The 19,814-nt window shown below is 39.5% G+C and carries 24 protein-coding genes; 6 read left to right on the plus strand and 18 right to left on the minus strand.

All coding sequences use genetic code 11. From position 1 onward, the window contains the following. The first annotated feature begins 281 nt into the window (after positions 1-281). Positions 282-440, plus strand: a complete 159-nt coding sequence (locus CYJ36_RS23835; RefSeq protein ID WP_180850459.1) for a hypothetical protein — start codon at positions 282-284, stop codon at positions 438-440. A 131-nt stretch (positions 441-571) separates the two neighbouring features. Here CYJ36_RS23835 and CYJ36_RS18595 read toward each other — a convergent pair whose 3' ends face one another. The 3 genes from CYJ36_RS18595 to cdaS form a co-directional block, all read right to left on the minus strand. Then, on the minus strand, positions 572-1,771 hold the full coding sequence (locus tag CYJ36_RS18595; protein ID WP_101568766.1) for an MFS transporter: 1,200 nt from the start codon (positions 1,769-1,771) through the stop codon (positions 572-574). Between the two features lie 112 nt (positions 1,772-1,883). Further along, on the minus strand, positions 1,884-3,200 hold the full coding sequence (locus CYJ36_RS18600) for an NCS2 family permease (protein ID WP_257962538.1): 1,317 nt from the start codon (positions 3,198-3,200) through the stop codon (positions 1,884-1,886). Positions 3,201-3,340: 140 nt separating this feature from the next. After that, a complete protein-coding gene (gene cdaS / locus CYJ36_RS18605; protein ID WP_101568768.1) occupies positions 3,341-3,952 on the minus strand; it encodes a sporulation-specific diadenylate cyclase CdaS in 612 nt (203 codons plus the stop codon). 282 nt (positions 3,953-4,234) lie between these two features. On the opposite strand from cdaS, the gene CYJ36_RS18610 reads away from it, so the two are divergent. Next, a complete protein-coding gene (locus CYJ36_RS18610) occupies positions 4,235-5,602 on the plus strand; it encodes an MATE family efflux transporter (RefSeq protein ID WP_101568769.1) in 1,368 nt (455 codons plus the stop codon). Between the two features lie 655 nt (positions 5,603-6,257). Here CYJ36_RS18610 and bshB2 read toward each other — a convergent pair. The 4 genes from bshB2 to rarD all read right to left on the minus strand — a co-directional run bounded on the left by bshB2 (position 6,258) and on the right by rarD (position 8,595). Further along, complete coding sequence (gene bshB2 / locus CYJ36_RS18615; protein WP_101568770.1) at positions 6,258-6,923, minus strand: bacillithiol biosynthesis deacetylase BshB2; 666 nt, start codon at positions 6,921-6,923, stop codon at positions 6,258-6,260. 14 nt (positions 6,924-6,937) lie between these two features. After that, positions 6,938-7,288: a YojF family protein gene (locus CYJ36_RS18620; protein WP_101568771.1), complete on the minus strand. Its 351-nt coding sequence runs from the start codon at positions 7,286-7,288 to the stop codon at positions 6,938-6,940. A gap of 1 nt (position 7,289) precedes the next feature. Continuing rightward, positions 7,290-7,574, minus strand: a complete 285-nt coding sequence (locus CYJ36_RS18625) for a hypothetical protein (protein WP_257962556.1) — start codon at positions 7,572-7,574, stop codon at positions 7,290-7,292. A 91-nt stretch (positions 7,575-7,665) separates the two neighbouring features. Beyond that, on the minus strand, positions 7,666-8,595 hold the full coding sequence (rarD, locus tag CYJ36_RS18630) for an EamA family transporter RarD (RefSeq protein ID WP_101568773.1): 930 nt from the start codon (positions 8,593-8,595) through the stop codon (positions 7,666-7,668). 143 nt (positions 8,596-8,738) lie between these two features. Here rarD and CYJ36_RS18635 point away from each other — a divergent pair, with 143 nt between their 5' ends. After that, positions 8,739-9,212 carry an Hsp20/alpha crystallin family protein gene (locus CYJ36_RS18635; protein ID WP_101568774.1) on the plus strand — a complete coding sequence of 158 codons (474 nt, stop codon included), beginning with the start codon at positions 8,739-8,741 and terminating at the stop codon, positions 9,210-9,212. Between the two features lie 182 nt (positions 9,213-9,394). On the opposite strand, the gene CYJ36_RS18640 is transcribed toward CYJ36_RS18635, so the two are convergent. The 5 genes from CYJ36_RS18640 to CYJ36_RS18660 form a co-directional block, all read right to left on the minus strand. Further along, a complete protein-coding gene (locus tag CYJ36_RS18640; RefSeq protein ID WP_101568775.1) occupies positions 9,395-9,652 on the minus strand; it encodes a hypothetical protein in 258 nt (85 codons plus the stop codon). A 255-nt stretch (positions 9,653-9,907) separates the two neighbouring features. Further along, complete coding sequence (locus CYJ36_RS18645) at positions 9,908-10,282, minus strand: DUF2188 domain-containing protein (protein ID WP_257962540.1); 375 nt, start codon at positions 10,280-10,282, stop codon at positions 9,908-9,910. A 55-nt stretch (positions 10,283-10,337) separates the two neighbouring features. Next, positions 10,338-11,135: a hypothetical protein gene (locus CYJ36_RS18650; protein WP_101568776.1), complete on the minus strand. Its 798-nt coding sequence runs from the start codon at positions 11,133-11,135 to the stop codon at positions 10,338-10,340. An 83-nt stretch (positions 11,136-11,218) separates the two neighbouring features. Next, entirely contained in the window at positions 11,219-11,947 is a 729-nt protein-coding gene (locus tag CYJ36_RS18655; RefSeq protein ID WP_101568777.1) for an SDR family oxidoreductase, read from the minus strand. Continuing rightward, positions 11,944-12,270 carry a winged helix-turn-helix transcriptional regulator gene (locus CYJ36_RS18660; RefSeq protein WP_101568778.1) on the minus strand — a complete coding sequence of 109 codons (327 nt, stop codon included), beginning with the start codon at positions 12,268-12,270 and terminating at the stop codon, positions 11,944-11,946. The genes CYJ36_RS18655 and CYJ36_RS18660 overlap by 4 nt, the downstream gene beginning before the upstream one ends. Before the next feature lie 150 nt (positions 12,271-12,420). On the opposite strand from CYJ36_RS18660, the gene CYJ36_RS18665 reads away from it, so the two are divergent. Continuing rightward, the gene (locus CYJ36_RS18665) at positions 12,421-13,044 is read left to right on the plus strand and encodes a nitroreductase family protein (RefSeq protein WP_101568779.1); all 624 of its coding nucleotides are present in this window, start codon (positions 12,421-12,423) and stop codon (positions 13,042-13,044) included. A gap of 379 nt (positions 13,045-13,423) precedes the next feature. Here the strand turns inward: CYJ36_RS18665 and CYJ36_RS18670 are convergent, their stop codons facing one another. The 3 genes from CYJ36_RS18670 to CYJ36_RS18680 form a co-directional block, all read right to left on the minus strand. Continuing rightward, positions 13,424-14,029: an alpha/beta hydrolase gene (locus CYJ36_RS18670; RefSeq protein WP_101568780.1), complete on the minus strand. Its 606-nt coding sequence runs from the start codon at positions 14,027-14,029 to the stop codon at positions 13,424-13,426. A gap of 210 nt (positions 14,030-14,239) precedes the next feature. Next, a complete protein-coding gene (wrbA, locus tag CYJ36_RS18675; protein ID WP_101568781.1) occupies positions 14,240-14,851 on the minus strand; it encodes an NAD(P)H:quinone oxidoreductase in 612 nt (203 codons plus the stop codon). A gap of 586 nt (positions 14,852-15,437) precedes the next feature. Next, entirely contained in the window at positions 15,438-16,841 is a 1,404-nt protein-coding gene (locus CYJ36_RS18680) for a S41 family peptidase (protein ID WP_224768269.1), read from the minus strand. A gap of 271 nt (positions 16,842-17,112) precedes the next feature. Here CYJ36_RS18680 and CYJ36_RS18685 point away from each other — a divergent pair, with 271 nt between their 5' ends. Further along, a complete protein-coding gene (locus CYJ36_RS18685; protein ID WP_180850461.1) occupies positions 17,113-17,808 on the plus strand; it encodes a class I SAM-dependent methyltransferase in 696 nt (231 codons plus the stop codon). A gap of 83 nt (positions 17,809-17,891) precedes the next feature. Beyond that, the gene (locus CYJ36_RS18690) at positions 17,892-18,158 is read left to right on the plus strand and encodes a hypothetical protein (protein WP_101568783.1); all 267 of its coding nucleotides are present in this window, start codon (positions 17,892-17,894) and stop codon (positions 18,156-18,158) included. Positions 18,159-18,214: 56 nt separating this feature from the next. Here CYJ36_RS18690 and CYJ36_RS18695 read toward each other — a convergent pair whose 3' ends face one another. Genes CYJ36_RS18695 through CYJ36_RS24120 form a run of 3 tightly spaced genes read right to left on the minus strand, consistent with a single transcriptional unit; the run spans position 18,215 to position 19,804 of the window. Then, the gene (locus CYJ36_RS18695; RefSeq protein WP_101568784.1) at positions 18,215-18,724 is read right to left on the minus strand and encodes a mismatch-specific DNA-glycosylase; all 510 of its coding nucleotides are present in this window, start codon (positions 18,722-18,724) and stop codon (positions 18,215-18,217) included. Then, positions 18,724-19,536, minus strand: a complete 813-nt coding sequence (locus tag CYJ36_RS18700) for a M15 family metallopeptidase (RefSeq protein WP_257962557.1) — start codon at positions 19,534-19,536, stop codon at positions 18,724-18,726. Before CYJ36_RS18700 ends, CYJ36_RS18695 begins: the two co-directional genes overlap by 1 nt. Positions 19,537-19,540: 4 nt before the next feature. Then, the gene (locus CYJ36_RS24120; protein ID WP_101568785.1) at positions 19,541-19,804 is read right to left on the minus strand and encodes a hypothetical protein; all 264 of its coding nucleotides are present in this window, start codon (positions 19,802-19,804) and stop codon (positions 19,541-19,543) included. Positions 19,805-19,814 lie beyond the last annotated feature (10 nt).

The raw sequence follows: 19,814 nt of genomic DNA on the forward strand, positions 1-19,814 counted from the left end.
CCCGTATCATACCAAGAGGGCTCTTTTTTGTTCAAGTGCCCGAAAATCCTTCTAACAGGAATGCTCCTTTTTTCATACAAGATAATTTTAATAGATTAGGGCATTAAATACTACAAATTTCTAAAAATAGCACTATATTCTTATAAAAAACGATAATTTCCTGCAATTTTATCCCGATATCTTTACATTTTATGACAGCATTAGTCATTTATAGCTTATTTGTACGAGATCATTTTTATCCTAGTCTCATATATTGATAAAAAAGAAACAGGGTGTTGAAGATGGCAAAAAGAAATCGGGGAAAAACGTTATTAAGAATGGCATCAAGGGGCCGCGGCACATGTCCGATATGCGGAACTAAGCGGATTAAACTGCTTTACCCAAACCTTCAAGCAGATGGACATAAGCTGACAGTCTGCAAGAAATGCCGTGAAAAATAAGTAAAGCGCAAGCGTCTTGGTCAGCGTACAGATCAGGTCTGTCCGAGGAGTTTGTGCATGAGCTAATAGATACTGAAAAAGAAAACCGGCCATTGGCCGGTTTTTAAAAAAAGAGAGGTCTCACCTCTCTTTTATTTGCTTTCACTTAAAGCTGCATTAAGCTCTGTCTTCTGAAAATACTTTAGCCCGTATAAAATCACTAATGCGAGAGACAGTGTTCCGAAGATAAGCACCATGAATTGCAGCCCGATTGTGTCAAGAAAAAGTCCGGTACCAAGCAATACAACCTGGAACATGACACGATCAAGCATGTTTCTGAACGAGAAGAACCTCCCATGGTATTCTTTTGGAATTTTTGTTTGGAAAATAGTTGAGACAATTGGGAAAAAGCAGCCTACTCCCAGACCAAAGAGTCCAAATGATACAAGCGACATCCACATGATGTCACTGAAAAATAAGCTGAGATGTGCAATAGATATTAACAATGCAAAAACAAACAGCATGTTTACATGTGAAAAACGATGTGTGATTTTTTTTACAAAAAAGGCTCCAATCATAAATGAAATTCCTTCAACCGTATAAAGAAGTCCTTTAATAGATGTACTATCCTGCAGTTCACTAATATTGATTACCATCAAATTAAATCCGCCAAGGAACAGAACCGGGATGATTGTTAACACAAGGGCTATGATCGCAACCGGCGTATCTTTTAAAACAGGAATAACCTCTTTAAATCCTCCAGACTTCCCTGACTTCGATTTATCTTTCTTTTCTTCTTCGAAATCAAGCAGAAAGGTTGCTCCAAACAAGATCGCATAAGCGGCCATAGAAATAGCATAAATCGCTGTCAGGCTCATGAAGACAAGAAGAGCTCCGGCAAGTGCAGTTCCTATGACTCTCGACATTGTGGAAACATTCATATGTACACCATTCATCTGAATTAAATCACTGTCCTTTACAATAATCGGAATAACAGCCTGCAGGGCAGGAAAATAAAAGGCTGCTGATAATTGAATACAGATCATGAACAAAACCATTAGTATCAGGGAGTCAAACTGAATCGCCATAAACATAAAGACAACACTGAGCATTCGTCCAAGCCCGGAATAAATAAGAACCGACTTTTTAGAACGGCTGTCAATCATTCTTCCAGCCAGCGGTCCAACGAAAACACCAGCCAGCAAACCAGTAAAGAGAATCAGAGATTTCAAGAAATCCGATGGTACATTTTCCTGCATAAATTCCAAGTTTCCTATGATGCCAAACCATAGCCCAAGACCTGCAATGAACTCTCCGCTGAGTACAATCCAAACGTTTTTATTTTTCCACATGATGAGTTCCCCGATTTCCATGTTATTTATCAATATCTACTATAGCATCACGTAAATTGTTTCGCTACACGAAACTTATCTGGAATAGAAAAAAAGGTCCTAAATGGACCTTTTAAAGCATTGTATAAAAATTAATGAAGAATGCTGCTGTAATGATGTACATCATCCAATGAAGTTCTTTTCTCCGCCCTGAAAAAAGTTTTAATAGTGTGAAGGAAATAAATCCAAATGCGACCCCTTCAGCGATGCTAAACGTTAATGGCATCATAATGATGGTCAGAAAGGCAGGGATTAGTTCGGTCAAATCATCAAAGTTGACTGCTTTCAGTTCTGTCATCATAAAAGCTCCGATGATAATTAAGACAGGTGCCGTAGCAGCGCTTGGAATAAACTGTATTAAAGGTGTGAAAAGAAGTGTAAGTAAGAAAAGCAGTGCTGCAAATACCGCTTTCAATCCTGTTCTTCCTCCTTCAGAGATGCCTGTTGCATTTTCAATATACGTGTTCATTGCTGTGCTTCCAAAAATGGCGCTGATCATTGTTCCGATAGCTCCAGTCGTTAATGCCCGTTTCATATAAGGTGTTTCATCATTTTCATTGTTTAGATTTGCTTTTTTTGTCAGACCGATTAAAGTAGCAAGCGTATCAAACAGCTCAACAATTGTAAATGAAAAAATAACGGAAAAGATGCCGTATCCGATGGCAGCCATAATATCCAACTTAAGAAAAGTCATCTGTACAGACGGCATTTCAAATGAGAAAACATCTTTAATCGAGCCTGGCACAGGAGAATATCCAATGATCATAGCAATCACTGTTACAGCAAAAATACTTAAAATCAGCCCGCCTCTTACATTTCTGGAAACAAGTACAGCTGCCAGAATCAAGCCGAGTAATGCGAGCCAGGTCCCCTGTTCCCCAATATTTCCTAATGCTATATATGTAGAATCATCCGGTACGATAATCCCCCCATTCTTCAGCCCGATAAATGCAACGAACAAACCGATTCCTGCCGTAATAGATGCTTTAAGAGTTTTGGGAATGGCAGCGACAACCTTTGAACTGATACCTGTAATGGATAATAGAAAGAAAACCAAACCTGAAATAAAAACGGCTCCGAGTGCTGTTTCCCAAGATAACCCTTGTCCAAGCACGACAGTATAGGTAAAGAATGCGTTTAGTCCCATCCCAGGTCCAATCACGATGGGCAAGTTAGCCCAAAGCCCCATAAGCAAAGTTGTGATGACAATCGCAAAAATCGTTCCTGCTAATGCTGCCTCTTTAGGTATACCGGCCTCTGACAAAATAATCGGATTCACTAAGATGATGTAACTGACAGTCATAAACGTTGTCAGAGCTGCGAGAAATTCGGTTTTCACCGTTGTTTGCCGTTCTTCTAATCTAAAAAAATCATTTAACCTTCTACTCAAAACATGTTCCTCCTCGGGCACACTAAGGGCACCTTTTTTGATGAGGTGTCTTTGCTTTTACATAAAAATCACATTATATAAGGATTCTTTATAGGAGGCAAGGTTTTTTTTGAAAAACAATGATACAAGATAAATAGTTCTTACTCCGCTCTAAATGGATACAAACCTCCATCAATTGCAAATGACATTTTACCAGTCTCCTCTGAAACAACAAGTGCTATCGCGTCTGTAGATTCTGTAATACCAAGCGCTGCTCGGTGTCTAGTTCCAAGTTTGGCATCGCTGGTTTTTACGGAAAGCGGCAGAACGTTGGCGGCGGATATTATTTTTGTGCCGGAGACAAGGACTGCCCCGTCATGTAAAGGACTGCCAGGAAAGAATAAACTTTCAAGCAATGAGGCAGATAAATAAGCGTTAATAGATACACCGTTTTTAAGAAAAGGAAGCACGGGATCCTTTCTCTCAATCACAATCAATCCTCCGTGCTTTTTCTCTGAAAGCTGCTGCATAACTTTTGAGAGCAGAGCATAATGCGGTGTGAATTCTGAAAGGTAGGACTGCAAATAAAAGGAGGATGCTTGTGATTGCAGCTGCTGAAATACCTTATGCAATTCATCAAGCTCACATAATAAACAATGGTCCTTTTCATGGAGTGAGCTCATTAACTGCAGGGACTCATCAATAATTTTGCCAAGGTGATTATGAATGTGTTTTTTAATGGGATCTGTTAATTCTTTTTCCATCCTAGCCATCCCCTTTTCTGTTCTTCCTCTTATTGTTGGATGAAACAGATCATTCCATGCAATTATTTTCCATTTATAGCTCATACTAAAGAAAAGGAGGTCGGGAAAATGACAGCAGTTAAAATTTTTCAATATCTTTTTTCAGGTTTGGGGATTATGATCCTAAGCTATTTTTACTACCAAATGTTTAAGCCACAGAAAAAAGAAATCGAGGAAAAGTCGAAATAGTCACGAGCACCCTTATTTCATGTTATAATTCTTTGGTTACTCAAAGAAACGGGGAATCTCATCATGAAACAAACCTTTACATTATGGGAGAAAGGAAAGCAGTTTTCTCTCATTCTACTACCTATTTTTATTACACAGCTTGCTCTTTACTCGATGAATTTTTTTGATACGACTATGTCAGGGAAAGTAAGCCCGGGTGATCTTGCTGGTGTTGCAATTGGCTCAAGCATTTGGGTTCCGGTTTACACGGGATTAAGCGGTATTCTTCTTGCGGTGACTCCGATTGTATCCCAGTATGTGGGTGCCAGACAGAAGGAAAAAATACCTTTTACTGTCGTACAAGGTCTTTATCTTTCTATTTTGCTGTCTATTGTTGTGGCGATTATCGGTTTTTTTGTCATTGATCCCATTTTAAATTCAATGAAACTTGAGGATCATGTCAGGGAGACAGCCAAGTTTTATCTGGTCGCATTATCTTTTGGAATTCTTCCTCTTTTTGCTTACAATGTCCTCCGCTGTTTTATTGATGCCCTTGGCTTTACTCGCGTATCGATGATCATTACATTATTAGCACTGCCAATTAATGTAGTTTTTAATTATTTATTTATCTTTGGAAAGTTTGGATTTCCGGCTCTTGGAGGCGTAGGATCAGGCGTTGCTTCAGCTATAACCTATTGGTCCATCTTTCTTATTTCTGCATTTGTCATTTGGAAAAAGCATCCGTTTGTTCAGTACTCTATTTTTAAAAAGCTCTATAAAGCTTCGATTGAAGCTTGGCTCAGTCTTCTAAAAATAGGGATTCCCATCGGAATTGCCATTTTCTTTGAAACTAGTATTTTCGCAGCTGTAACCTTATTAATGAGCAATTATGATACAGTGACAATTGCTTCTCATCAAATCGCAATAAATTTTGCCTCGCTCTTGTATATGCTGCCTCTCAGCATTTCAATGGCGCTAACGATTGTTATCGGTTTTGAAGTAGGCGCGGAACGATATAAAGATGCAAAGCAGTACAGTTATTTAGGAATTGTCATGGCTGTACTCCTATCACTCATTAGTGCAGCGGTTATTTACTTCTTAAGGAGTGAAATTGCAGGGATCTATACGAATGAAGAAATTGTTATTAATCTTTCAGGACAGTTTTTAATCTATGCAATTTTCTTCCAGCTGTCAGATGCCATTGCTGCACCCATTCAGGGAGCGCTGCGCGGCTATAAAGATGTGAATGTCACTTTGGTAATGGCGCTAGTCTCTTATTGGGTAATCGGACTGCCGACAGGATATTGGCTGGCAAATTATACTTCTTTCATGGCATTTGGATATTGGATAGGTTTGATAGCAGGTCTTGCCGCTGCAGCAGTTGCGCTTTCTGCGCGGTTATGGTTTATACAAAACAAGGTATATACACTTAGCGAACATCAAAAAGGGTGAGCCGATATGGCTCACCCTTTACTTTATTATTATGGAAAAGAAAACCCTAGGCTAGGCCTATGATTCTAAAAAGCTTTCAGCGTGTTAGTAAAAAAACTCTTCCGAGGTGCTAAAATATATTTGGTTTACCAACCAATATCTTAGAAATCCAATCTGAATGGTACCCTGGAACCCGGAAAAAGCGAAATCCAAGTACTCATACGAGCTGAATGGTGCCATAGAAATCGGAAAAAGTGAAATCCAGGTACTCATACGAACCGAATGGTGCCCTAGAAATCGGAAATAGCGAAATCCAGGTACTCATACGAGCTGAATGGTGCCCTTGAAATCGGAAAAAGTGAAATCCAGGTACTCATACGAGCTGAATGGTGCCATAGAAATCGGAAAAAGTGAAATCCAGGTACTCATACGAACCGAATGGTACCCTAGAAACCGGAAATAGCGAAATCCAGGTACTCATACGAACCGAATGGTGCCCTAGAAATCGGAAATAGCGAAATTTGGGTACCTTAAGGAAATAAGCAGAAGGCCTTTGAGGTCTGGCTAGTAGAAGTAGTACAATTGGCGAACCGTTCAGTGTCCCTTTAGGGTCTGGTCAGTAACAAAGGCTTTCAGCCGCAGAGAAAACCACCCGTTTATCACGGGTGGTTTTTATTTAATCGTTCCATTTATATGTCCAAAAAATCTCCTTCTCAATCCAGTGCATAACTTCAGGATCTTTATTTTTGAACTTTTCTTCCATTTGCTTGAGCATTCCTTCTGTCTGACTGCGATGTGCACGCAAAGCATTTAATTTCATTTCTGCAACGCTTGAAATATCGATTGTGATATCATGTTCACCAAGTACTTCAACACGGTTTCTTGTAATCGCAACACAATACGTTTCCGGTCGCTCTTCAACCGGCATTCTTCTTAAGGCGTGAATGGTTGCTGCCCCGGTTGCATCATGATCTGGATGCACCCCATGTCCAGGATAAAATGTTACAACGAGTGTGGGCTTGACTTCTTTAATGATTTCTTCAATGATGTCTGCAAAGTGCTCAATATCCTCAAATTCAAGGGTTTTGTCGCGAAGTCCAAGCATTCTTAAATCCTGAACATCTAGTGCATCACAAGCATCACGCAGTTCCTTTTTGCGGATTTCCGGCAATATTTCACGATTTGCGAATAAAGGATTCCCCATATTTCTTCCCATTTGGCCAAGTGTGGCGCATGCATAGGTTACAGGAATCCCTTCTTTTCTTTTTAATGACATCAGTCCGCCAACTCCAAATGATTCGTCATCAGGATGCGGCAGTACAACTAATACATGCTCTTTCATATTATTCTCTCCTTCTACTCTGCAAACGGAGTTTCACTGATTTGAAGTGCGATTGCAAGCTTGCCTTCTCGATCATGTCCGGCCATTAACAGCTGATTCTTTTCGTTAAACACCCAGTCTGTCAGTCCTTCCGCATAGATCCATCCATGATCCAATTTTAGACCGACTCTGTATGGTCCTTGTCCTGTAATTTTAGCCTGATTAAAGGATACTTTTACGTTTCGGATAAAAGCTACAACCGTCATGTTATTTTCATTCATATGAGCAGAATAGGCGCCGGTCGTAGTCTCTAAGTGAACATACACTTCTTTATTCAGCAGAACATCTAAATATTTTTGAATCTCTTCTTTCTTAATAGGGACCATGTTACCGCTCCTTTAATGTTGGTTGTTTGATTTCTTCGTACATTTTAATATGTAAGGCAATCAGCTCGGTTTTGTCCTCGGAGCTGATTGTGGATTCCGTGATCCTTTTTGCTGCCAAAAAAAACTTCTGTTCAATGTTTTTCCGTAAACGGGGATGCGTCATTTCATCCATCAGCTCAACCTTGATTGCGCTTTGCAGTGTTTGAAGATCAGATTCGCTTCCTGCAAGCTTTCGATTTGACCAAAGCGTCCGGTATATTTCTAACAAATGGCGGTTTTCCGTCATCTTCTCCAATCAACCCTTTCCTTACCCTCATATTGTATACTGAAAAATCATTTCAATGAAAGAAAAAAGCCTTGCGCAAGGCAGGCATCTTCTAAATCTCCATCGTTTTCTTCTTTTCTGTTACTTTTATCCCTCTGACATGGGAAAATGAAAATAGGACAAGCGCGCTCCATATTAATGAAAACGTGATGATTTCAACGCCAGTAAACGATTCTTTGTAGATCAATACACCAAGGAGCAAAGTGATAGTCGGTGCAATATATTGCAGAATGCCCACCATAAATAATGGAATATGCTGAGCCCCTTTCGCAAACAGCAGCAGAGGAACAGCAGTTACGATGCCTGCCCCGATTAAGAACGTATTTGTTCCTGCATTCCAATCAAAAAATGATGAAGTCCCGTTATTTGCAATCGACAATAAATAAATGAAGGCAACTGGCATCACCATCATTGTCTCAAGCGTAAGTCCTATTGAGGCGTTTAATTTCGTCACTTTTTTTGTAAGTCCATAAAAACCAAAGCTTAATGCAAGAATGAGTGCTACATATGGGAATTTCCCGTAATGAAATGTCATGAATAGCACGCCTGCTGCTGCCAGGGCGAAGGATGCATACTGCCATTTATTAAGACGCTCTTTCAAGAATATCATTCCGAGCAGCACGCTGATCAGAGGATTGATATAATACCCCAGGCTAGTTTCTAAGATATGGCCATGATTCACAGCCCATATATATAAAAACCAATTAATGCTGATCAAAATGGATGAAAGAATAAGTGAAACAAATAATATCGGCTTTTTCAGCATCCGCTTGCACACTTCAATCAGCTGAGGCCACTGCCTGTTCATTTGAATCATTCCAATCATAAATAGAAAAGACCAAAAAACACGATGAGCAAGAATCTCCTCAGCTGCAACGTAATCAATCCACTTCCAATAAACAGGAAGGATTCCCCATAAAAAATAGGCGAGTGCTGTATGCATCATGCCTGCACGATATGTATCAAGATTTTTTTGTTCCATTTTTTGCTCCTTCCTTTTCCCCCAAGTAAAACCACATGCCCATTATAATCCTGATAGCAGGAATTCTACAAGAAAAAAAACTTAACCATGACTTGCTGCCCGGCATATAGTAAAGTATATCTGCAAAAAAGGGCGTGAACATCATGTTTCCCTGGAATAAACATTTTCCCTTTAACAATCAGTCCGGACAACTGCCTGAAACGTTTAAAAATATGAATCCTAAAAACGTTGAAGACTATATACAAAGTGTGATGGGAAACGTATTTGGAGAAGGTTTCAGTCAGCAGTTCCCATATCAGGGCAGCCTGACAGCAAAAGACAAGCAGCCTCAAGGAAATCCAGCAAATGCAGAGCTATTTGAAACGAATGATAACGTATTTATAAAAATCCCTGCTACAGAAGAACAAGCAGGAAATCTGCGCATTCAGCACAACAGCAATCAGCTCTTCATTATCAATTATCCAGCAATGGGTGAACAAAAAAACTTCATTTTGCCTTCCCTTGTGAAGCGAAAAGGCACGAAAGCCTCCTACCGCAAAGGAATTCTGGAAATTAAACTGACTAAAAATGAAGATCTGCAACTGTCAGAAATTGACATAATAAATCTTAATGAATAATAAACGGTCTTCCATTTGAAGCAGGCAAATTAAAAATTGCCTGATTAGCCAAGTTTTTAATAGATATCATCCCAAAAAACAAAATTTATCAGCCAAAATCTTAAAACAAAATTGACCAAAGAAGACTTAAGCATCTTCTTTGGTCAATTTTCATTTCCACACCGCGCTGAAGTCTTTGCACCTTAATACGGCCCTCCAGCGTATCCTCCTCCGCCTGGATATCCTCCAGGATACCCTTGAAAGCCTCCAGGTCCCGGGTATCCTCCATAGTATGGAGGAAGCTGGGGGTAATAATAAGGTCTGGGTCTCGGATAGTTAAAAAGGGCACTTCCAAGAAATCCTCCAACTAATCCGCCTACAAACGGCGCTCCAAATCCGAAAAAGAATGGTCCTCTATTTCTAGGGTTACGATAGCTGCGTTGGACATAATTAGGGTACATCTATTCCCCTCCTTCTCATTTCACTTACCTTATAAGGGTATTCACCTACTAGTTTTTGGAGTGGGCGAATATCTCAGGAAAATGAAATTAGTAAGGAGACAAGTATATAAATCATGATTGTGCTGCAAAGATTGTTGTTTTAAGTAGTCATATATAAACGTCTATGGTTAGCAACTTGTTCCCTTTTCTAAAAAAACAAAAACAGTTATCCTATTAAATATAATTAAAAAATAACAAGTGTTTTAGAAAGAAGTTTTAATCATTGATTTTATTTTCAATAGAGCCGTCTTTAAGATGAACAATCAGTGAGCTATTATTCTCCTTTACGAGATCTCTTCCTTTCTTTAATGCCTCCTGTTTCATCTCAAATCTAAAACTTGCCCGTTCATTTCCATCCTTTTTTATGATCCAGCCGCCATCATTATCCGAAAACACGTGATATTCATCTTTTGGAGTGTCATTGTCCGCCCATTTTTCTGCCTGCGATACAGCGATTGGAATAGCTCGTCCTTCCTCGTAGCCATCATCAAGCAATGCATTCGCAATCTCAATTGCTTTTTCACGAGTTTTCTCAGGAAGGTTCTTCATTGAAGCAGGATAATCTTGTTTTGTCCATGGCATTTCAATCATTCCTTTCAAGGTCATTTCTTTACCTTTACCCAGGCAGATTGAATTTAAACAAATATCATGATGATTTTCGGTAGAGCATATAACCGGCAAAAGCATGAACAATAAGCTTTTTATTGTCAGGAAGATTGGGTGAAATAACCAGCGTATCCTGGTTTACATCCTTAAATCGCTTACCCCATTCAAGCGGCAGCCAGCCTTCGCGGTAATGGCACCAAAAGGTATGATCGAGACTATGCAGCTTGTAATCATATAATAAGCTTCCTAAATCAAAATCAGAAAGAGAATTTCCTTCTTGGTCTAAAATAGAGCCTTTGATTCCGACTAATGACTTGCTTTCACGAATTTCACCGATCAAATCCCTTTCCCCATCATATATTTTCACTGGCGGATATAATCCATAAGATTGACTGACATATCCAAGCTTATATCCTGAGTGATCAGCAATGATCCACTCTTTTTTCATAAATGTCTGTATTGATTTTGGAATCAGCCAATGAATCCAATTCATTTTGAAACCTTTCATTTCATGGGTCATGTATCCACTAGGAGTGTAAAATGCAATATGAAATACCGATGAAGTCATTTTCATCATGATAAATTCGTTTTCTTTATGATACTCTGACTGGTGCTCAGATTCTTCCACGATAACTTCAATTGACCGATTTCGATTAATGATTCCGACTGTGATTAAAGTTGCGCTCATCATGAAAATGGAGATTAAGGTTCCGTTTAAATCTTCTTTTACTATATTGAATAAATTGACAGCGAAAAGAATGATTCCGGCTGTACAGAGAAATCCCCCAATCCAGAGTGAGTACTTGGCTGTTTTCTGATAATAATTATTAATCTTCATCGCATATCCCCCCAGATTATATACGAATAGGATTGGAAAAGGTTACTAAAAACAGCATAAAAAAAGACTGCATATTAGCAGTCTCAATGTTCATAGATCATCTTTCTAGTCATGCCTCCATCAACGACAATGTTTAATCCCGTTACAAAATCATTTTCAGGATCTGTTAAATAAAAACATGCTTTTGCAATATCAGCAGGCTTTCCGACTCGTTTGGAAAGATGCTGATCATGATCGATTTGTCTGAGTTCTTCGTATTCCTTTGTTTCAATCCAGCCAGGTGAAATACAATTCACTTTGATCCGATCTTCACTGAGAGATACAGCAAGCGCATGTGTCAACGCAACGATCCCGCCTTTTGTTGCAGCATAGGCTTCAGAGTCTGGTTCTGACATTGCAGCTCTTGTGGATGCGATATTGACAATAAAACCGCCTGATGAATTCTTCCTCATCACCTTCGCTGCCTCTTTGGAACAGAAAAATGTGCTTCTTAAATTGGTGTTGATCACATCATCCCAATCCTCCAATGTCAGTTCATAAGGCGATTTAAAGCGGGATACACCTGCATTGTTAATCAAAACATCAATTCTGCCGGTTAGACCAGCTGCTTCGTTCATAAGTTGCTCGATTTCGGCAATGTTCCTTACGTCTGTTTGCACAAAGCGAACATTTTTATAATCTGCTTCGATTCTTTTTCCTTTTTCTTCATCTAAATCAGCAAAAACAACAGTATCACCAAGAGAAGCATACTGTTTGACGAGTTCTTCTCCAATGCCATTAGCACCGCCAGTAATTATGACTGTCCTGCTCATTCCTTTTTCTCCTCTTCAAAACAATAACGTTCAGCCCATTCTTTTACTTCCATCATTACTTTTTCTAAAGAATGGCCCATTTCGGTTAGCTGATACGTCACCTTTACTGGGGTATCCGGAATCACTACTCTTTGAACAATGCCGGCTGATTCCAATTCTTTCAATCGTTCGACAAGCATTTTTTGGCTTATACTAGGAATGGTATCTGTTAAGTCCTTAAATCGCTTAGGTCCATCTAACAGGACGTGTATGATTAAACCCGTCCATCTTTTCCCTAAAAATCCAAATGCTTTTTCCATTTTGGGACATAAATTGGATTCCATTTGAATCTCCTTTACCATCTTTTTTCTTGACATATTATTTTAATCATTTTATGATTACAAAAGTCAAATAACTTACTAAAAGTTAGCCTGTAACTTTTTGTATATTATACCCTAACTAAAAATGATATTCAACAATGGAGGTTTTTCACAATGTCTACCGCTACAACTGAAAGCATTTTATCCATTATGTCTGAACGCAGTTCTGTCCGTAAATATGATCCAAGCGTTAAGATCAGCAAAGAAGAATTAAAAAAAATCCTTGAATTTACAGGAAAAGCTCCATCTGCATGGAACCTTCAGCACTGGAACTTCATAGTATTTCACAGCGATGAGTCAAAAGAAAGACTTCTTCCGATTGCCTACAATCAAAGTCAAATTACGGAAGCATCTGCAGTGGTTGCTATCTTAGGAGATCTTGAGGCGAACAAAAATACAGATCAAGTTTATAATCCGCTAGTAGAAGCAGGATTTATAAAAGAAGAAATTAAAGAAACATTGGCAGGCCAAATCAACGGTGCCTATCAGAATCCGATTTACGCTCGCGATGCTGCTTTCAGCAATGCATCCCTTGCTGCCATGCAGTTAATGCTTGCAGCAAAAGCAAAAGGCTACGATTCTTGTGCGATTGGCGGATTCAATGCCGAGCAGCTTTCTGAAACATTTAAAATTGAAGACCGTTATGTACCAGTCATGCTCATTTCCATTGGCAAAGCAGCGAAACCTGCACATCAAAGCTCACGCATCAGCATCGATAAATTAAGTACATTTCTTTAATACGAAACCGGTAAAGTGAAAACTTTGCCGGTTTTTGTATTTTTTGAACCATTGGGGGAAGTTAACGCTGACACTCCCCTAGTCCGCAAACAGCTGCAGGACATTGCAAAAAAAGACTGCTTTCAGTTGGTGAAGTTACTGATTACGCCGTATTCTTATCACATGTTAAACCAAAAGGTGTAACGGGACTGGCTCTGCTGCTTGAAGGCGGATAGACAGCTTTATAGTCTGGTCCTGTTTATCTCCAACAGGCATAAAAGGATCCGACGGAGAAGTCCGGTTTTGACTTCATCGGCGGAGCGGACAAAACCGGATGCTTGCCAGTCAAAATAAAAAAGGAGTGTCCATACCGGAACTCCTTTTTTATACGATTCAAAACTTACTTAACATACTCCTTATACCATGCACTTGCTGCTTCCACTTCAGACGAAGTCAGCTGATGACCATGATTCTCCCAGTGGATGGCTACTTCACCATTTGCTGCCTTCAGTAATTCAGCTAAGTCACGTGTCTCTTGCGGCAGACATATCGGATCATTCATACCAGCCCCGATAAAAACAGGAGTGCCTGCTAATGAAGGAATCTCAATGTTTCTTCTCGGGACCATTGGATGATGCAAGATCGCTGCCTTCAAAGAATTTTCATAATGAAATAGTAGGCTCCCGGCAATATTCGCTCCGTTTGAATACCCAACCGCAACAACATCGGATCGGTCAAATGAGTATTTTTTAGCCGCTTCGTTTAAAAAATCATTTAATTCACCTGTTCGGAAAATCAAATCCTCTTCATCAAACACACCTTCAGCCAATCTCTTAAAGAAACGGGGCATACCGTTTTCGAGCACATTCCCTCTCACGCTTAGAAGATTTGCGTCGTCATCAATATGTTTAGCCAAAGGAATGAGATCGTTCTCGTCTCCGCCTGTACCATGTAAGAGCAATAATGTTCGATTGCGATTTTTTCCTTTTTCAAAAATATGTTTCATATTACACCTCTCCTGTATTGAAATTAAAAGGTTTGGCAGTTAAGCCAAACCTTTTTTTTAGAGATAAGAAAGCATAAAATTTTGCGCATTAATGTCTAGCGTAAGCGCCCAACTCCTCACCCAAAACAAATCCATAAAAAAGTCAAAACCGGACTTTTCTGCCGGATTCTTATCTGTCATGCCTGCGCTAAACGGGCGCTTGTGCTTTTCTTACTGCATCCCTTTTTTAATCGATTCTGCAATTGTAACTGTTCGCTTAGCCTGGTGCTTAACAGCTGCTTCTACATCTTCTTTTAAAGTACCATCCTGATCAGCAGTAACAGAAGTACCGTATGGATTTCCTCCTGCAGCGTATGCTGACTGATCTGTATATCCTGGTGCCGCTACAATCGCTCCCCAGTGATACATTGTTGTATATAAGCTTAAGATTGTCGCTTCCTGACCGCCATGCGGGTTGCTTGCAGAAGCCATTGCGCTCACTACCTTATTCGCAAGCTTTCCTTGGAACCAGAGACCCCCTGTCGTATCAAGAAATTGTTTCATTTGCGCTGGAACATTACCAAATCGAGTCGGTACACTGAAAATAATCGCATCTGCCCATTCTAAATCATTCAGGGTTACTTCAGGAACATGCTGAGTTGCTTCAGCATGAGCTTTCCAAGCAGGATTTGAATCAATTGCAGCTTGCGGTGCAAGCTCAGGAACTTTAAGTACTTTAACTTCTGCTCCAGCTTCTTTAGCGCCGGCCTCTGCCCATGTTGCAAGCTTGTGGTTCGTACCTGTTGAACTGTAGTAAATGACAGCTAATTTTACATTTGACATTCCGATCTCTCCTTGTGTAATGTTCTTTATTTTCGAGAAAAAATATCTTCAATAAATATATCTCGAATTCGAATTAATTATATGTTGTCCAATAATGAAAGTCAACAAATAACCTGTATATTCTGCATTATTACTATTCCCCTCTTTTGAAAGAAAAAACTCCTTTTTATGGAAGAAAAGGAGTTTTGCGAGTGAGTTGCCCGTTTCGCCGATTTGGAATTTTGTTTTGGCTCATTGGAACACTCTTTGGCAGGTTGTAGTTGGGTGCATGGTATCTTTGCATCAGTCCTGGATTATTAAGTTGGGATTTGGGCTTATAAAATGACTTCTTCTGATCATATAGCTGCAGATTCGATAATAGGAACAGCAGTTAGTTGAAAAGGTGGCAGACGCCTTCCAACACTACAGTAAGAATAAATGGTCAAGTGCACCCAGTAACAGAATATTTTAGGGTATAAGATTTTAAATTCAACCTATGTTTTCAACTCTAACTGTCATTGTGCTAACTCATACAAACATACACTATCTAAAATTTGAATACGAAAAAAGCGCAGACAATTTGTCCGCGCTTTTTTCTATCCAGAACTTACATCTGTTCATTCAACACTTTAATGGCTTCATCCATCTGGGTGTCATTTTCTTTTAGCTGCGCCTGAAGCAATTCAAGCATTTTGATTGTTGTGTCACCGCTGATGGTGCCGGTCGGTTCGATGTTATTTTTTGTTTGGAACTCAGTCACAGCTTTCTTTGTGCTTTCATCAAAGAATCCATCTGTTTTTATGTTTGTATAACCTAATGCTTTAAGCATTTGCTGTGCTACTTTTACTTCAGCAGATGAATCTTCCTGCTTAAGCGTTTTTTCTGGATTTAAATAAGGCAGATTCGCATATGCAGGCAATGAAGCCTTATGCTGCGGTTCAATCCCTTTTTTATGAATCCAGGATCCATCAGGCGTCAGCCATTTGGCAATTGTATATTTAATAGAGGATCCATCTTCAAAGCTTTTCGCAGTTTGTATGGTTCCTTTACCAAATGTCTTTTCTCCAACAATAGGAATACCTGCTGATTGATTCAGGGCCCCAGCCATAATTTCAGCTGCACTTGCTGTACCATTATCTACAACGACAACAACAGGTACATTGACTGCTGAATCATTTTGAGATTTTTGAACTTCTTTGGAACCGTCCTTATTTTCAATCTGCATGATTGTTTTCCCTTTAGGAACGAAAATATCGCTCATCGCAATGGCCTGATCAAGCAGACCGCCGGGATTTTGTCTTAAATCAAGGACTAAGCCCTTAACTTCTTTTTTGTTCAGTTCATTTAAGGCATCAGCCAGCTCCTTGCCTGTCGTTTCAGAGAACTTTGTGATTTGAACCTTTCCGATTCCATTTTCAACTTCCGTATACACTGTCTCTAGAGGAATTGTATCTCTTGTTAGGTTAAAATCCAGCTCTCCAACGCCGTCACGTTCAATAACGAGCTGTACTTTAGATCCTTTTTCACCGCGGATCAGCATGACTGCTTCATTAACCGTCATTCCTTCAACACTTTTATCATCTACTTTTAAGATTTTATCTTTCGGCTTTAATCCCGCTTTTTCCGCTGGAGAACCTTTGATCGGAGAGACAATCATGATTTTTCCGTCAGATTCCTGGACTTCAGCACCAATTCCTTCAAAAGATGAAGAGATGTTTTCATTAAAGCCCTTTGCTTCGTCTTGGTCCATATAGGTTGAATACGGATCATCCAAAGACTGAATCATTCCTTTGATGGCCCCATCTACAAGCTTTTCTTGATTTGTATCTTGATAAAACTCGCCTTTTAGCGTGTCGTATGTAGAAAATAGCTTTTCAAAGGGATCATCACTTTTTTCCTGTGCCTGACTTAATCCGCTGTCCTGCTGCACAAATGCAAACGTAATACCTGCGCTGATGATGGCAGTTAAAAGGATTGCAAACAGAAATTTCACATTATTATTTTTAAACAAATTAACACCACCCTCATTATGTAATCATTATGAGTAACGAAAAGAAAAACGTCAACTAAAAACGCAGGAATCATGTGTTCCATCAAACAGTATGTACTATATGGCAAAAACCATTCTTTTCGAACATCACATTTTGGAGGCAATTCTTTTTTTTGCCAAAACATAGTTTAATCCGGCAGGAGGCCAATACCGGGCTGTTTGCTTTACTCTTCTATGTGTTCATATCTAAATAATCCGCATATTTTATCTATCATGAAAGGAGTTAATGCACATGCCGAGCTATCTTGATTTACTTGCACAACTTGGAGTTGGCGGCGCCCATCCAGGAGGCTTTTTGCTTACAAAAGAGATTATTGAACGCGAAATGGTTTCTGAGTCAGCAGTCATTCTGGACGTTGGATGCGGAACGGGCCAAACCCTTCAGTTTCTAAGATCGATGAATTATGATGCAACTGGTTTTGATTGTGATCCAACAATGCTTCTAAAAGCAAAGAAACGACTAAATGATGATACGTGCCTCATTCATGGAACAGCCGAAAAGCTGCCATTTAAAGACAGCCAATTTGATTTGATTTTATGTGAATCTGTTCTAAGCTTTACTCATTCTCAGCAATCTCTTTATGAAATGCATCGTGTTCTCAAAGATCATGGGGTCCTTCTCGCCATCGAAGTGACGAGAATTGATCACCCTGCTGATGAAATCCAAAAAAAGATTCAATCATTTTATGGTTTTCGGAACCTTTTGACTGAATACGAGTGGAAGTCTGCATTCTATCAGGCAGGATTTAAAAAGACCGATATTTTCACCGAAGAGGATTATGACATTGAAGATGATGAACCAACAACTGAGTTTGATATGTCAGACGATCTAGATCCTATTTATTTTGAAATGCTTGCCAAACATGAAGAACTGCGCGAAGCCTATCAGCAAACTGTACAATTTCGAATTTTCAGAGGCGTTAAATAGAGACTATCGGGGTATACGTACAAACCCTTCTCTCTCTTTAATCATAGTTTATGAGGAGAGCGGGTTGAAGGGAGGATAAGAATTTGTCTCAAAATTATTATAATCTTTGTTGTCAGTATCATGGAAAAGTCGTTCGCATCAGTGACCGATTTGGAAATCAGCATGTTGGAAGAATTATGAATGTTACAAGAAATAAGGTTTATATTCAGCCTTTTGGCGGCCGCAGACGTGGCGGTTATGGATTGGGATTCTACGGCGGCGGTTACGGTTATGGCTACGGTTACGGCGGTTATGGAATCGGGCTTGCGTTTATAACAGGCGTTGTACTGGGCGGTTTGCTGTTCTGGTAAAAGTTTCTGGGAATAAAAAAGCAGTCTTTTCACAAATAAGTGAGAGACTGCTTTTTTCATAATAACTTACCTATTTTTTTATAAATAGAGACAATTTCATCTTCTTTCATTCTGACCAGACCGCTTGACGAAGGTGCAGCAAATTCCATGACACCTTCTACCAGAGACTCAGGTTGCAATCCCCAATCTGCTTTCTTTTTCCCGCTGTAGGACAAATAAACGCCCTTTCCAACAAAACATGCCACTTTTGGCTGATAGGTTTCAAGCTTTTTCCTGAGTTCGGCTTTGCCAATACGATATTCTTCAGGAGTAATTTCTGCAGCCGTTTTCGTTGGGCGATGAACAATGTTGGTGAACCCAAAACCTTTTTCAAGCAGCAAGCGATCTTCACTTGGCAAATAGAGCCGTTTGGTAATTCCTGATTTAAATAAAATTCTCCAAAAGCGGTTATTTCGACTGGCATAATGATGCATAACTTCTGCTGAATAGAGGCTTGGATTAAATCCTATGAAAATGAGATCCAGATTCTTTGCGAGCAAATCAAGATCAGGATTTTCAGATATCATTATATTTTCTTTACTTTGGCAAAATATTCTTCAAGCGTCAAATCATTTTCATAGATTTCCGCCGCTTCATTTACCCCTACATAACGTAAATGCCATGGCTCGTATGCAAACTGGGTAATGTCTTCTTTTCCTTTTTGGTAGCGAATAATAAAACCGAATCGATGAGCATTCTCTTTCACCCATTTACCTTCAGGGGTATCCCCGAATTTTTCGGTGATGTCCATATTGGCGCTTTTGCTTGTTATATCCATAGCAAGTCCAGTCTGATGTTCACTTTGGCCAGGGAGTGCGACTGTCTCTAAAGCCACTTGTTCACCTTTTTGTTCCTTCTCAACATTTAAAATGCCGGTCTGCCGTTCGTAAGATCTGTATCCTGACACAGCAAACAGTTCAACGCCTTCATTTGTTGCCTGATTAAACATTTTTTCAAGTGCAGCTGCTGCCTCTTTGCGGATATATCGCTGTGGAACATCTTGATCTCCAAATGAAAATGGAACGTTTGGAGCGACCAGATCTTCAGGCTCATATGTTGATGGAAGAGAAAATTCTTTGTTCACGAGCGCCATCCGGTTTGAAGGATTTGCTATAGTCGGCATTCCATTTACATCTTCAATCTGATTAAAGAACTGCTCTTCTAATTGCAATCCTGTGATTTCATTTTGGTCAGATTCTTTAGCATCAAGCTGCTGTGTCTCGGATTGTCCTTCTTTGAAAGGATTTAAATCCTTTGAAAATTGGACTCCCGTACATGAGCTCATCATCAGTGTCATTGGAATAAAAGAACTAGCTACTATTTTTTTTATTTTCAAAATACGTTCACCCTACCTGCTTGATTATCATTTTCACCTTCATTCTATCACTATTGCCCAAAATGATAAAAACTATATCTGTCATTTGTGGCAGATCTTGTCGAAAAAAGAAGAAAAACGCGTGAAAAATTTTCACGCGCCTTGTTTTTAGAGATAAGAGATTATAAAATTTTGCACATTGATGGCGAGCGGAATCGCCCAACTCCTCGGCTAGAACAAATCCGGCAAAAAAGTCAAACCCGGACTTTTCCGCCGGATTCTTTTCTGTCATGCCTGCGCTA

It is taken from the genome of Bacillus sp. UMB0893 (genome assembly GCF_002858905.1).
Lineage (GTDB): Bacteria > Bacillota > Bacilli > Bacillales > Bacillaceae > Bacillus_P.